The organism is Flavobacterium sp. RHBU_24 (assembly GCF_046613695.1).
Lineage (GTDB): Bacteria > Bacteroidota > Bacteroidia > Flavobacteriales > Flavobacteriaceae > Flavobacterium.
Genome location: NZ_JBKJHD010000018.1, coordinates 26,204 through 41,319 on the forward strand (window position 1 = coordinate 26,204; position 15,116 = coordinate 41,319).

Consider the following 15,116-nt stretch of genomic DNA (forward strand, 5'->3'; position numbering starts at 1 on the left):
CAATTTTTTTGTTAAGATATCTTTAATGGTTTTTAATAGGTTTGTGCTATAATGTCTATGTATTTTGTCTATTAAAATTGTGTTTAATCGGTAAATGCTTGTTTTTTAGGTAGAATACAATAAAATTTTTTTATGCCTGTCTATATTTTATCTATTAAAAAAAAGTTAAAATTAGAATATTATGCAGTTTCTTTGCCTCGTTGAAATAAAGTCACACCGCGTTGTATTGTCAATTAAAAACCATTCATCGACACTTACCTACAGTTTAACGGACTAAGTAGTACTATCGACGAAATGCAAATATATCAGTCAAACAGCAAACGTATCTTTGCTGCGACAAAACAGGACAACCGTGAGGCACACCTGAAAGCATCATCCTAAATAACTAAAAATAACAAAAAACAAATTCAAAAAATGACTTTCAAAAAATTCTTTCCGCAGCGATATTAGTTACCTAAGCTAATGCTATTAGGCAAAGGAGGTTAGCCCCCTGCCTTTGCTTAAATTGAACCGTAAATGCATTTCAACGATTAAAAGCGAAATTCATCTGAAAAAATCTTAACAAATATTTTTTTAACGAGAAATTTTATAGTAAATTTGCACCCGCATCCTAAAAATAGTTAAGCCCCCCTTAACTACCTAAAATTTAAATAATTACTAAAATGAAAAAAGCACTATTATTAGTACTGCTAGTACCTTTCTTTGCCCTATCTCAAGGCACACTGGCCACATGGAACGTATCAGACTGGCCTTATCCCCTTACCCCAAGTAACGTTGCAAGTGGCCTTACGGCTACTTCACTTACAGGAAACAATATTACTTTTCCCACTACAGGCGATTCAAATGGCGTAGCTACTTACGGATGGCCAACTACAGGAAATTTTGATGATACTAAATATGTTCAGTTTGCAATCTCCACCACTGCCGGTTTTTCTGTAACCTCTGTAAATTTTCAGTATAGGGGCGATGCCAGGAAGCACAGGATACAATATTCTACAGATAACTTTGCAACCACACTGGGTAACACATATAATAATAGTGTAAATAATAATCCTGAAAATGAGTGGTCTACCTACAGTAATAATCAAACATTCAGCACTCCGTTAGTTGTGGCTGCAGGCAAAACACTTAAAGTAAGGATATATGCCGGACATGGAAACTCAAGATTTATTAAAAATATAACTGTTTCAGGTACCCTTAACACTACCCCGTTAAATGGTACTTATGTAATAGGTGCTACACAGCAGTCTACCTATCCGCAGTTTGCCACCATCACATCCGCAATAGCTTACCTTAACAGCTATGGTGTTTCTGGCCCGGTAACATTTTTGTTTAAAGACCCTACTTATACTGCTGCTACCGAAACATTTCCCCTTACAATAAACTCATTTCCCGGTTCATCTGCTACTAACACAGTAACATTTAAACCTGCCCCTGGTGTAAACACCTCTATAAATGCAGCTGTAACCTTACTTCCTGCAGTATTTAAAATTAATGGCGCAGATAACATAATATTTGATGGAAGCAACGCTACTAACGGAACCACACGCAACCTTACAATATACAACCAGGATCAGCAACCCAGTGGTGGTGATGCTAACAGGGCAGTAGTATGGATAGCATCTAACGGAAACGACCCTGCCACAAACATTACAGTTAAGTATGCTAAAATTGACATGTTCAAGAAAAATGCCGACTACAACTTTTGTGCAGGTATATTTGTAGGTAATAACACTGTTGTAACAGAAGATGCTACTGCCAGCGCCGCTAATAATAAAATAAGCATACTTAATAACGACTTTTGGAATGTAAAACAGGCCGTTTTTATTAATGGCGGCAACACACCAACAACTAATGTTACTATAAACGGTAACGATATGGGTGAAGCAATTAATGCCGAAACCATCCTACAGGGCATTAAGTTGAAAAATGTAACTATATTTACTGTAAGCGGTAATTATATACATAACATTTACAGGAACAGTACAGGAGGCTCATTAAAATCATCAGCCATTTATGTTGACCAGAACACTACATATGGTACTATTGAAAGAAATAATATTGTAGACGTAGTAAAAGTAGTTAACGAAGGTAATTTATTTGCAGGCATCCTGTTATCATCTACAGCTAACGCTTCTAATATATTAATTAAAAACAACTTTGTTAGAGACGTGCGTGGCTATAACGCCGGTAATACATATATGGCTGGCGGTTACGGTATATGGGTACATACAGGTGGTGGCTACAAAATTTACAACAATACAGTACTTCAAAATAAACTTCAGGATGGTTCAGGAAACGGTTATTCAGCTGCCCTTTTTGTTGAAGCCGCTACAAACCTTGATGTAAGAAACAATATATTTGTAAACACACAGACGGCTTCAGCACCTACCCAAAGCTTTGGTGTACTGTTAAAACTGGAAAATACATCAGGCTTTACTAACCTTGACCATAATAACATTTATGGTGAGTATATAGGTTACCTTGGCACAAACCCAGATGGTAACCCTTTTAACCAGTACCAGACTTCAATATCAGGCTGGGCAAGCACTACCGGTAAAGAGCAGGGTTCTGTAAACATCAATCCTGTGTTTGTAAGCGCTACAAACCTTCACATTAACGAAAACGACAGTGCTAATGCACCACTTGACGGAACTGCCACAGTTTTAAACAGTGTAACTAAAGACATTGACGGACAGGTAAGAAATACCACTAACCCTGATATGGGTGCAGATGAGTTTGGCGCTTTAGGTTTCCCTACAGGTGGTGGTACAGCGGGTGTATACTGCGACAGCTCTACAACATGGAATGGAACCAGCTGGAACAACGGTAATCCTGATGCTACTAAAGACGCTATCTTTGCAGCAGGAAACTTTACTCAAAACGGAGGTACATTCTCTGCGTGCTCTATGTATGTACTTAACGGTGCAAGCGTAAACTTTGGCGGAAACAGCGAAATAACGGTAACACACAGCGTAAACATACAAACTACAGGTAGCCTTACCGTAGAAAGCGGCTCTAACCTGGTACAGATTGAAGATGATATTAACAGCGGTATTGCAACAATAAAACGTAACAGCAGCAGGCTTAAAAGGCTGGACTATACATTATGGTGTGCACCGGTACTTGACTCAAGGGCTACAGGTTACCAAACGCTTCGCCAGTTCTCTATGGCTACTTCAAACGGACGTTTTTATGACTATCATACTGAAACCAGCAACTACTGGCCACTACCTGAATTAACCGCTAAATTTGAACTTTTAAGGTCTGTACTTATCCGTATGCCTAACGCCGATGCCACACCGGGATACAACACAGGTGGTGCAAGGATTATTTTTCCCGGCGTATTTGTGGGTACACCAAATACAGGGACAATAAGGAAAACTCTTGAGTACTACAGCGCGGCAAATGCTTTTAATGCCGTAGGTAACCCTTATCCGTCGCCACTTAGCGTTACAGATTTTATAAACGCTAACATTAATTCGATAAACGGTACAATATGGTTATGGAGAAAAACAAACGATGCCAGCCAGTCAAGCTATGCTACTGTAAACCTTGGTGGATATGTGGCGAACGCAGCACCGGGCGGAAGCGCACAAGACGGTAACGACCTTATACAAGACCCATATACCATAAACACTAAAGGTTCTCTAAATACTGCTCAGGGCTTTTTTGTAAAAGCAACCGCGGCTGATAAAGAACTTGTATACAGAAACAACATGCGCCTTGAAACACACAGCCCAAGCTTCTTTAGGTCAGCCACAGCTGAGCCAACAGGAGAAGAAGCGGAAGGAGCACCACATTTTGACCGTGTATGGCTTAATATAACAAACGATAATAACCTTTTTGCCCAGGCACTTATAGGCTATAACAATCAGTCTTCTATAGGTTATGAAAACGGATATGATGGCGAAATGTTATCTACAAGTGTGCTAAACCTTTATACCGTAATGCATACTGAAACAGATACACTTAACCTTGCCATACAAACACGCGGTAACTTTGTTATCACAGATCAGGTAGCATTAGGCTTCTCAGCATCGGCAGCGGGTACTTATACAATAAACTTAGACCATGCCGACGGTGCATTTGCAAACGGACAAAAGGTATATATTAAAGATAATGCCGAAGGCATAACCCGCGAGCTTACTGCAAACAACTATACATTTACAACCGAGGCGGGTCAGTTTAACGACAGGTTTACAGTACTGTATACAACCGCCACACAGGAAGAGCTGGGTACTGAGCCGGTAGTTGCCATAAACAAAGAAGTAATGGTATATAATGCAGGCGGCCAGGTGAAAGCTGTAGCTCCTGAAAACATAAAATCAGTAGTTGTATATGACATTACGGGTAAAGTGCTTTACCAGGATGCTGCGGTAAACAACGTAGAGTTTTCATCTTCAGTATTAAATGCTTTGCACCAGGTGGTTATAGTTACAGTAACGTTAGATAGCCAAAAGGTAGTTACTAAAAAGTTAATGATACTTTAAGTTCATTATATCTTTAGTACATTAGATATATAAGCCTCCTTGTATGGCCGGTGTACCGGGGGGCTTTTTTTACCGGCACGCTCTTTGCACTAAAAACACACCCGTAAAAAGGGAACACAATAAAATTGTAGCTTAATTAACTACAATTTGTTTTAGTAATTTTTTAGTTGGATGCTAGCCCCGGCTTGTTACCGGGGCTTATTTTTTAGCATAACCCCGCCGCAAGGCGATAATGATATATTATAATGCCAGCATTATAATTGTTTTAGTAATTTTTTAGTTGGATGCAAGTAAAGGGTGGCCGTATTGGCTGCCCTTTAATTTTTCTGTAAAATCCAATTCAATTTTTATTGTAAAACCTGCGGAAGACCTCCATTTAGATTTTGAGCAAGAGCAATGTTTACTATAAACCTCGCTCATATACTTAATAATTTATGCATTAAAGACCTGAAAACATAAATCCGATTATCGGCACAGAAATACGATTAACTACAACGTTGTCGCTTTACCTATACAACGCCACAGCATTTCGCTGTTATTAAATATACAATTCTCAAATATTCTATATTTTTTTACACATATCTAAAATATATATGTTTTTTATTCATAAATATCTAATTAGCAATATATTTGTGTCTTCCAAAACATCTATTTTATGAATAAAATTATTTTACAATGGCAAATTAAGCTACTATGCTTATGCATAACGCTTACATGTGCTCTAAGCACATTTGCATTCGAGAACAACCCTAACCCCATTCCGCCGGACTGCACGTTGCTCACTCCCGCAGGCGCAACAGCTACATCGGGCAACGCGGCAATGGCTATAGACGGCAATGGCGGAACCCGGTGGGAAAGCGCCTTTAACGATGCCCAGAGTTTAACAGTAGATCTTGGCGCTTCAGTAAACGTTAATTCCGTTTCTATAGACTGGGAAGCCGCCAATGCGAAAGACTACATACTAAGCGGTTCTGATGACAACGAGAACTGGACGGTGATAAGCACAAAATCTAATATGCCTATGGGGGCACGTACCGATGTGATTAATGGTATAAACGCGTCATACCGGTATCTTAAAATGCAGGGAGTTTTGCGCAACCTTCCTTATGGTTACTCTATATGGGAGTTTTATGTATGTTCAACCGCAATTGTAGCACCCACTTGTACTGTAGCAGCAGCAGCATCGGCAACAGCTTCTTCGGGCAACGCGGCCCTGGCTATTGATGATCTTACCGGCAGCCGCTGGGAGAGTGCTTTTTCAGACCCTCAAACACTCACTGTAGATATGGGCGTTGTTGATTTTGTAAAAAAAGTAACTATTTCATGGGAAGCGGCCAATGCTAAAGACTATATATTGAGTGGCTCTGTAGATGGTACTGAGTGGGTTACCATTGGCACCTATACTAATATGCCGGGAGGCAATCGCACCGATAATATTACTAATATTGATGGCAATTACCGCTATCTCAGGATGTACGGTACGGCACGAAACCTCACTTACGGGTATTCTATATTTGAATTTGATGTATGTGTGGGTGTAGATGACGAACCGGAAGAACCTGAACCACCGCTGGTGTGCGACAGCCCGCTTACAGCCGACTTCGTCACGGTTACATCAGGCGCTGATATTGCCGGGCTTGCCATAGACGGCAACCATGGCACCCGCTGGGCAAGCAGTATTTCACCTACGGCATCGCTTACTGTAGATATGGGTGAGCTGGATACTATAGAATTTGTAAAAATAGACTGGGAAACCGCTAACGCTAAAAACTATACATTAAGCGGCTCTTTAGACGGCACTAACTGGACGCTGATAGCCACAAAAAACAATATGCCAGCCTATGGCGACCACCGTATAGACGACATAGTAGTAGGGGCTGATTACCGTTACCTGAAAATGGACGGCCTTGTGCGTAACGCAGTTAATGGGGGCTATTACGGCTACTCGATATGGGAGTTTGAAGTGTGCGGCGACGTAATTGAAGGGCCGGAAGGGCCGGAACCATTAGTATGCGACTCTCCGCTTGCGGCTGACAGCGCTATCGCTACATCAGGCAATGCCGCCGCCGCAGTTGATGGTGCCCTTGGTACACGCTGGGAAAGCGCTGCAACCGACCCGCAAACACTTACCATAGATATGGGCGAAGTAGATACTATAGACTTTGTAAAAATAGACTGGGAAACCGCCAATGCTAAAGATTATACGCTAAGCGGTTCTGTAGATAACGAAAACTGGACACTGATAGCCACGAAAACAAACATGCCCCCCTTTGGCAATCACCGCATTGACGATATTGTTGTGGGAGCCGAATACCGCTACCTAAAGATGGATGCTACGGCACGCAACACCCCTTATGGCTACTCAATATATGAATTTGGGATATGCGGCCAAGCCCCAACTGACTATACCCCCGTGCCGGCGCAAATAGAGGCCGAAAACTGGTATGCCATGATCGGGGTACAAACCGAACCCTGTGCCGACACTGGCGGCGGCATTGACGTATCATTTATAGATGACAACGACTGGATGGAGTATGCTATTGAGGTAACAACTGCCGGAGAATATACTATAGATGCCCGGGTATCCAGTATTGCCGCTACAGGTATTATCGAATATTCTTCAAACGGCAGTATCCTGGGCACGGTAAACATACCCAATACAGGCGGCTGGCAGGTATGGCAAACGATAAGCAAAACCGTATACCTGCAGGCAGGCCAGCAAAAGCTAAGGGTAAAAGCTGCTGCAGAACAGTATAACGTTAACTGGATAGAAATAAAAGACCCATGTTTTACCTGGACCGGAACCGCCGGCAACGATTGGGCTAACGCTTCTAACTGGTGCGGGGGCTCAGTTCCTACGGCTTATAGCGATGTAGTGCTTGCGGCAGGCGCTAATCCTGTTATTAGCAGCGGTATGGCTTATGCAAACAGCCTTACACTAAATGCAGGCGCTACACTAACCGTAGCCACAGGGGCCACACTAAGTGTAGTAAACGAGGTTGCGATAGCCCCTATAGCAACGCTTACTATTCAGGATAACGGTGCGCTGGTGCAGGTTAATAATGTAGAAAATACGGGAAAAATTGTACAGCACAAGATTTCTAACCCGCTTTACAGGTTAGACTATACATTATGGTCTGCCCCGGTTACCGGGCAAACGTTAAGGACATTCGCTATGGCTACCTCTAACAACCGTTTTTATGAATATGCGTATGACACAGCTGATGCTGGTGCAACCTATGTGGAAGGCTACTGGCCGGTAGACCCCCTAACTACTTATTTTGAACCGGCAAAGGCCTATCTTATCCGTATGCCAAATGTTGATGATGCAAGCGGTTATAATACAGGCGCTAATCCAATTTCTTTTGACGGTATTTTTAACGGTGTGCCAAATAATGGCCCCTATACCCCGGCGCTTAGCCAGCAGGGCAACTGCTTTACTGCGGTGGGTAACCCGTATGCGTCGCCCATAAGCGTGTATGATTTCTTAACCAATAACAGCACTAAACTGGCAACAGACACGGGTATCTGGCTGTGGAGAAAAAGGAACGGTTCTGATAACACGTCATACCTTACCCTTAACCTTTCCGGGCTGGTTGCACCTCCGGGCGATACAAATGGCAATGGCGAACTTAATGATGAGCTTAGTGCTTACTACCAGGGTAATAACACCTCTTGGCTGTTAGCACCGGGCCAGGGCTTTATAGTGCGGGCAAAAGAAAACCTTGCCGAACCCGTGCTTAGTTTTACAAACTCTATGCGCCGTGCTACACCGGCAACCCAGGCCTTCTTTAGGTCGGGGGCAAGTACAGCCTCACGCTACTGGCTTAATATGACATCGCAAAGCGGCAGTGGCAGCCAGGCGCTTATAGCTTACATGGAACAGGCCACAACAGGCATAGATTATGGCTACGACAGTAAAACGTTTACAACAGGTATTTCGCTATATTCTACAGCTGCAGATAATAAACTTGCCATACAGGCAAGGCCGCAATTTGAAACTTCAGATGTGGTGCCTATGGGCTTTACAGCCCCTGCCGCAGGCCAATATACCATAAGTATTGACCATATGGACGGCATCTTTGCCCAGGGCCAGGAAATTTACCTTAAAGACCTTCAGGAGGGCATTATACGCAACCTGGGTACTAATAGTTACACCTTTACTACCGAAGCAGGCACATTTGAAGGCCGCTTTGAAGTAGTGTACCAGGCAAATGCTTTAGGAACCGCTACACCGGAAATGAATGCCAATGTACTTGTATACCATAACGAGTCCGGCATTAACATCAGCGCCACTGATACAATTGCTTCAGTTACCGTTTTCGATTTGCTGGGCAGGAATATTTTTACTTCTCAAAGCATTAATGAGAATACCTTTAGTACCGGCTCATTTAGTGCAACGCACCATGCGGTTATTGTAAAAGTTAAACTTGCTAACGGCTGCGAAACCACCAAAAAGATTATATTATAATCTTTTAAAATTAAACCCCAAAATTAGGAAACCCCAAGGCGCAACGCTTTGGGGTTTTACTTTTTATTGCTAAACCTTCGGCTTTAGTGTTGTAAATCAGGGGATAAAATAACAAAACAATATTTAGAATCATTCTAAAAAACGCATTTACAACTCGTTAACATAGTTTTGGTGCAGCTTTTATTACATGTATTGCTTATATTTGCTTTCCTGATTAATTGATAAACGTATGTATCCTGACATAAAAGAGCTGCATTCTTACTGGGCATTTGGCGTACTTTTCTTCCTGCTTATCGCGGTTTTAAACTCGCTCGTGGGATTGTCTAAAAACAAGCCTTTTGCAAAAAATGACCGCTCTATAGCGCTTATTGCCCTTATATTTTCGCACGTGCAAATGTTGCTCGGAATCATTATGCTTTGCCTGTCGACACTTTGGGAAACTGCAAAACATCTGGATGGTGGTATTATGCATAAAGACGTAAGGCTATACCTGGTAGAGCACCCGCTTATCAATATCATTGCACTTGTATTAATAACCATAGGTTGGTCTAAACATAAAAAGGCGGAAACAGATAACGCCAAATTTAAAAAAATCACGGTATTTTATGCCATAGGATTAGTGTTGCTGCTAAGCCGTATACCGTGGAGCGCCTGGTTAAGCTAACCGTTTAAAAAGGGGCTTAGTTCCCCGGCGTTCATTGGCAGGCTATTTGAAAGACTAACGGACAAAAATATTTTATTATGAAGAATAGTATAATTATTTTCAGTACAGCGGTAATGTTGTTTATTGTAACAGCTTTTTGCCCACATACGGATATAACATCTGTGGTGGCTGCAAAAACTACAGTTATACCCACTGATACCACCGAGGTTGCCACGGAAAAAGTAACTGAAGCCTGTGAATCGCTCACGCCTTATAAAAGTAATGTTCTGGCAACATACTATGCCGACAAATTTAACGGACGTAAAACCACCAGCGGCGAAAGATTTCACAATACTAAATATACCGCCGCCCACATGAAACTGCCTTTTGGCACTATGCTGCGCGTTACTAACGAAAAAACCGGTAAGTTTGTAGATGTTAAAGTAAACGACCGTGGGCCGTTTAGCAAAAAACTTGAGATAGACCTTACAAAAAAAGCTTTTATGGAAATTGCGCCAAGCAAAGGCTGCGGCACCTTTAAAGTAAAGCTGGAAATTATAGGTAAAGCATAAGGATGGCAAGAAAGATTGCTTTTTTAATACTGTTCAGTATCCTACTTACAGCGTGTGGCGGTAGCAAAAAAGCTTCGTACAGCAGTTATGATAAAAAAGCTGTTGCCACTTACTACGCCGATAAATTTAACGGCAAGAAAACTGCCAGCGGCGAAAAATTCAGTAATAGTAAGTATACCGCCGCACACAAAAAACTCCCTTTCGGCACAAAATTAAAAGTTACCAATACCGCTAATGGTAAGAGTGTTGTAGTAACGGTTAACGACCGCGGGCCTTTTACAAAAGGGTATGATATAGACCTTTCTAAAAAAGCCTTTATGGAAATTGCCAATAAAAACGACGGCAAAATTACCGTAAGCCTTGAAATAGCCAAATAGTCTTAAAACTTTCCAAACGCTAGCATTGCCCGGTGTATTGATTTTCTTTTTCGTATTTTTGAATGAAAATCAGCACAAATGATAATCCTCACACTGGTATCACTACTGTTGCTTGCCGTAGTAATATTTTTTAACCTGCCCATGTTTGGCTACAAGCCCCAAAACGAACGGCAGGATCGCGTAGAAGCTTCCCCTAATTTTAGCCACGGCGCATTCCAGAACCTTAGCCACACCCCGCAGCTTGCGGAAGGCGAGAGTATGGCCAAAATACTGTACCGTTTCTTTTTTAAGCGTAGCGCCCGCAGTAAACCTTCTCAGCCAGTACCGTCGGTGAAGACTGACCTTAAGAAACTAACGCCCACAGAAAATGTGCTTGTGTGGTTTGGGCATTCGTCCTATTTTATTCAGGTGGATGGCAAAACCATACTGGCCGACCCTGTTTTTAGCGGAAGCGCCTCGCCGGTGGCCGGCACTAAGGCTTATCCGGGCAGCGATGTATATGATGTTGCAGATATGCCCGATATTGATTACCTTTTCATATCGCACGACCACTGGGACCACCTTGATTACGAAACGGTGAAAAAATTGCTTCCGAAAGTAAAACAGGTAATTACCGGACTGGGGACAGGCGCGCACCTGGAGTTTTGGGGTTATGATGCAGATAAAATAACGGAGCTCGACTGGTATGAGGGTATAACGTTTACCGACGGTTTTACCTTTACCGCTGCACCCGGCAGGCACTTTAGCGGGCGCACCTTAAAGCGTAACCAAATATTATGGATTTCCGCAGCGCTAAAGACGCCAAATTTCAACTTATTTTTAGGCGGTGACAGCGGCTTTGATACACATTTTGAGAAAATAGGGAAGGAGTATGGGCCGTTTGACCTTGCCATACTGGAATGCGGGCAGTACAATACAGCATGGCGCTACATACACATGCTGCCGGAAGAAGTAGTAAGCGCTGCTCAAGTACTGGGTGCTAAACGCCTGTTGCCCGTGCACTGGGCAAAATTCAGCCTTGGGCTGCACGACTGGGACGAACCCATAAACCGCGTTACTGCCGAAGCCGCCCGCCTGCAATTCCCTATTCTTACACCGTTAATAGGGCAGAAACTGCCGCTTGATGGGGCATTTTTGTCTGAAAGGTGGTGGGAAGGGATTGAGTAGGTTTTATCTTCTCTGCTCTTTCTAAAGTCCTCTCCCCCGACTCCTCTCCGAAGGAGAGGGGAGCCAACGGACGGATATAGTTTTGTAAGCAAATACCATATCAGGGCTAATTCGCAATTAAAAACATATGAGTGTAGCTGCTCTGAGGACTTTCAGAGATGCATTTTATGCATCTCTACTCCAGTTTTTTATTTACTACCGTAGCACTGGCCTGTGCGGTGGGCAGTACCAGGAGGTCGGCTATGTTTACATGGTAGGGGCGTGTAATTACAAACACAATTATATCGGCAATGTCTTCAGCATGCAGTGGCTCAAAGCCTTTATATACGCTGCCGGCACGCTCGCGGTCGCCTTTAAAGCGCACCTCGCTAAACTCGGTATCTACCATACCGGGGTTAATGGCGCCTACGCGAATGCCATACTGGTTCAGGTCCATGCGCATGCCCTGGTTTATGGCATCTACGGCGTGTTTGCTGGCGCAGTATATATTGCCATTTGCATATACTTCTTTCCCGGCAATAGACCCTATGTTGATGATATGCCCACTTTTGCGCGCCACCATACCCGGTATTATTTCCTTGCTTACATACAGCAGGCCTTTTACATTAATGTCTATCATAGCATCCCAGTCGTCAGTATCGCCGTTTTCAATAGGGTCAAGCCCATGGGCATTACCGGCGTTGTTTATCAGCACATCAATATCCCTAAAGTCGGCCGGCAGCGATGCCATGGCCCGTTCCACATCCTTCTTTTTACGCACGTCAAAGTTCAGGGTTTCTACTTCGGTAAGTGCTGAGAACTCATCCTGGAGTTCGGCCAGGCGGTCTTCGCGGCGCCCGCAGATGATAATACGGAAATTGTTCTGGGCTAAAAGGCGTGCGGTAGCCCTGCCTATACCACTGGTTGCCCCGGTTATTAACGCGGTTTTTTTCATATATGAGGTGATGTAATGTTTAACGTTTAAATGTTGTAATGTTAATCCGGTATTGCCCTAAAATATCTTGCATTACTTAATACCGTAAAATTACTAAAAAAATAGTAGTAAGTATTAAGTACAAAGTATCAAGTAGTACCGCGAGAAATTTCGGATTCGTGCTTGTGTTTTGTGTTTTGAAATTTTGGATTTACAATTTGTTATTTATTTTTTGAAAATCCAAACCGGCTGCTAGCCAGCACGGTAGCGGTAAATCACAGGCTATTAGAGGTAAATAATTGATTTACAATATAATATTTCAACTATAAAACCCGTTAACAACCCATTAACACGGCAAAACGTGCAAAATAAATAAATTCGGCAATGAATTTGCAATGTAAAAAAAGCGTGTTACATTCACAATCTTAAAACAAACAGCATTATGGAAGACAATACTGCCGCTATAGACATTAGGGCAATCAATGAGAAGATAGAAAGGGAAAGCGCCTTTGTAGACCTCCTTGTAATGGAAATGAACAAAGTTATCGTGGGCCAGAAGTATATGATCGAGCGCCTGCTCATAGGCCTCCTGGGCCAGGGGCACATATTGCTTGAGGGCGTGCCGGGGCTTGCAAAAACCCTCGCCATTAATACCCTAAGCCAGGCAGTGCACGGTACATTCAGCCGTATACAGTTTACGCCCGACCTATTGCCTGCAGACGTAGTGGGTACCATGATATACAATATTAAAGAGAACGAATTTACCATAAAAAAAGGCCCCATATTTGCCAACTTTGTACTGGCGGATGAGATAAACCGTGCCCCGGCAAAAGTACAATCTGCGCTGCTTGAGGCCATGCAGGAAAAGCAGGTAACCATAGGCGAAGAAACCTTTACCCTGCAAAAGCCGTTTTTAGTAATGGCAACCATGAACCCGGTAGAGCAGGAGGGTACCTACCCGCTGCCGGAAGCACAGGTAGACCGTTTTATGCTTAAGGCGGTTATAGACTACCCTAAAATGGAAGACGAGCGCCTTGTGGTGCGCGCCAACCTGAAAGGCGCTTTTGAAAAGGTAAACCAGGTAGTTACCACAGAGCAGATACTGCGCGCCCAGGCCGCGGTACGCGAGGTGTACATGGACGAAAAAATAGAAAAATATATACTGGATATCATCTTTGCTACCCGCTATCCTGAAAAATATAAGCTGGCCAACCTTAAGCCGCTCATCAGCTTTGGCTCATCGCCCAGGGGCAGTATTAACCTTGCTACCGCCGCAAAATGTTATGCGTTCATCAAACGCCGTGGTTACGTAATACCGGAAGATGTGCGCGCCGTGGTGCATGATGTATTACGCCACCGTATAGGTGTTACCTATGAGGCCGAAGCCGAGAACATCACATCGATGGAGATTATCAATAAGATAGTGAATGAGATAGAGGTGCCATAACAGTCATAAGGTCGAAAGTCATAAGGTCGAAAGTCTGTTTCGCAACTTTATGGCTGTAAGATATTAGACTTTAAGTTAAAAGTATTAAGCTACAGAGCGATAACGCCGAGGACTTTATGACTTTACAAACTTTAGACTTTAAGACTTAAAAAATGGATACAAAAGAGATATTAAAAAAAGTCCGCAAGATTGAGATCAAGACCAGGCGGCTCAGCAACCACATATTTTCGGGGGAGTACCACTCGTCCTTCAAGGGGAGGGGTATGACCTTTAGCGAGGTGCGCCAGTACCAGTTTGGCGACGACGTGCGCAGTATCGACTGGAATGTTACCGCCCGCTACAATGAGCCGTACATTAAGGTATTTGAAGAGGAGCGTGAACTTACCATGATGATTGTGGCCGACGTGAGCGGTTCTGAAAGCTTTGGTACGCAAAATGCTTTTAAGCGCGACATTGTTACTGAAATTGCTGCAACCATGGCGTTTTCGGCTACGCAAAATAATGATAAGATAGGCCTGATACTGTTTTCTGACCAGATAGAGCTTTTTATTCCGCCTAAAAAAGGCAAGAGCCATGTGCTGCGTATCATCCGTGAGTTGATAGAGTTTCAGCCCAAAAGCAAAAAGACCGATATAGGGCAGGCGCTTAAGTTCCTGTCGGGCGTTATTAAAAAACGCGCCATAGTATTTGTAATATCTGATTTTATGGCTGCCGATTATGAGCATACACTCAAGATTGCCGCTAAAAGGCACGACATTACCGGGGTGCGTGTATATGATGCCCGCGAAGAAAAGCTTCCTGACCTGGGCCTGGTACAAATGTCCGATAGTGAAACAGGCGAAACGCTGCTGGTAAATACCGGCTCTAAAAAGGTGCGCCTTGAATATGAAAAGTATTATAAGGATAAGATAAAATATTTCCAGGAAACCTTTAGCCGCTGCGGTGCCGGCAGCTTAAGCACCCGAACCGACGAATCGTACGTAACCAAACTGCTGGGCTATTTTAAAAGCCGCGCATAACAGGTTTCAGAACA

General features: G+C 43.1%; 9 protein-coding genes. 8 read left to right on the forward strand and 1 reads right to left on the reverse strand.

What is annotated here, in order from left to right:
* Positions 1-662 precede the first annotated feature (662 nt).
* The 6 genes from ACLI09_RS14955 to ACLI09_RS14980 all read left to right on the forward strand — a co-directional run bounded on the left by ACLI09_RS14955 (position 663) and on the right by ACLI09_RS14980 (position 11,723).
* On the forward strand, positions 663-4,493 hold the full coding sequence (locus tag ACLI09_RS14955) for a hypothetical protein (protein ID WP_411420444.1): 3,831 nt from the start codon (positions 663-665) through the stop codon (positions 4,491-4,493).
* Between the two features lie 655 nt (positions 4,494-5,148).
* Complete coding sequence (locus ACLI09_RS14960) at positions 5,149-8,964, forward strand: discoidin domain-containing protein (protein ID WP_411420445.1); 3,816 nt, start codon at positions 5,149-5,151, stop codon at positions 8,962-8,964.
* Between the two features lie 229 nt (positions 8,965-9,193).
* Positions 9,194-9,628 (forward strand): hypothetical protein, encoded by a 435-nt coding sequence (locus tag ACLI09_RS14965; protein ID WP_411420446.1) that lies wholly within the window; start codon positions 9,194-9,196, stop codon positions 9,626-9,628.
* Positions 9,629-9,705: 77 nt separating this feature from the next.
* Positions 9,706-10,179, forward strand: coding sequence for a septal ring lytic transglycosylase RlpA family protein (locus tag ACLI09_RS14970; protein WP_411420447.1), 474 nt, complete (start codon positions 9,706-9,708; stop codon positions 10,177-10,179).
* 2 nt (positions 10,180-10,181) lie between these two features.
* Positions 10,182-10,556, forward strand: coding sequence for a septal ring lytic transglycosylase RlpA family protein (locus ACLI09_RS14975; protein ID WP_411420448.1), 375 nt, complete (start codon positions 10,182-10,184; stop codon positions 10,554-10,556).
* A gap of 78 nt (positions 10,557-10,634) precedes the next feature.
* Positions 10,635-11,723, forward strand: a complete 1,089-nt coding sequence (locus ACLI09_RS14980) for an MBL fold metallo-hydrolase (protein WP_411420449.1) — start codon at positions 10,635-10,637, stop codon at positions 11,721-11,723.
* 175 nt (positions 11,724-11,898) lie between these two features.
* On the opposite strand, the gene ACLI09_RS14985 is transcribed toward ACLI09_RS14980, so the two are convergent.
* A complete protein-coding gene (locus ACLI09_RS14985; RefSeq protein ID WP_411420450.1) occupies positions 11,899-12,657 on the reverse strand; it encodes an SDR family NAD(P)-dependent oxidoreductase in 759 nt (252 codons plus the stop codon).
* Positions 12,658-13,078: 421 nt separating this feature from the next.
* On the opposite strand from ACLI09_RS14985, the gene ACLI09_RS14990 reads away from it, so the two are divergent.
* Entirely contained in the window at positions 13,079-14,083 is a 1,005-nt protein-coding gene (locus ACLI09_RS14990; protein WP_411420451.1) for an AAA family ATPase, read from the forward strand.
* Positions 14,084-14,235: 152 nt separating this feature from the next.
* Positions 14,236-15,102 carry a DUF58 domain-containing protein gene (locus ACLI09_RS14995; RefSeq protein ID WP_411420452.1) on the forward strand — a complete coding sequence of 289 codons (867 nt, stop codon included), beginning with the start codon at positions 14,236-14,238 and terminating at the stop codon, positions 15,100-15,102.
* Positions 15,103-15,116 lie beyond the last annotated feature (14 nt).

Excerpts from the sequence above, each read along its gene's own strand:
- ACLI09_RS14960 (WP_411420445.1), top strand. The coding sequence starts at position 5,149 with ATGAATAAAATTATTTTACAATGGCAAATTAAGCTACTATGCTTATGC.
- ACLI09_RS14995 (WP_411420452.1), top strand. The coding sequence starts at position 14,236 with ATGGATACAAAAGAGATATTAAAAAAAGTCCGCAAGATTGAGATCAAG.
- ACLI09_RS14975 (WP_411420448.1), top strand. The coding sequence starts at position 10,182 with ATGGCAAGAAAGATTGCTTTTTTAATACTGTTCAGTATCCTACTTACA.
- ACLI09_RS14980 (WP_411420449.1), top strand. The coding sequence starts at position 10,635 with ATGATAATCCTCACACTGGTATCACTACTGTTGCTTGCCGTAGTAATA.
- ACLI09_RS14970 (WP_411420447.1), top strand. The coding sequence starts at position 9,706 with ATGAAGAATAGTATAATTATTTTCAGTACAGCGGTAATGTTGTTTATT.
- ACLI09_RS14955 (WP_411420444.1), top strand. The coding sequence starts at position 663 with ATGAAAAAAGCACTATTATTAGTACTGCTAGTACCTTTCTTTGCCCTA.
- ACLI09_RS14990 (WP_411420451.1), top strand. The coding sequence starts at position 13,079 with ATGGAAGACAATACTGCCGCTATAGACATTAGGGCAATCAATGAGAAG.
- ACLI09_RS14965 (WP_411420446.1), top strand. The coding sequence starts at position 9,194 with ATGTATCCTGACATAAAAGAGCTGCATTCTTACTGGGCATTTGGCGTA.
- ACLI09_RS14985 (WP_411420450.1), bottom strand. The coding sequence starts at position 12,657 with ATGAAAAAAACCGCGTTAATAACCGGGGCAACCAGTGGTATAGGCAGG.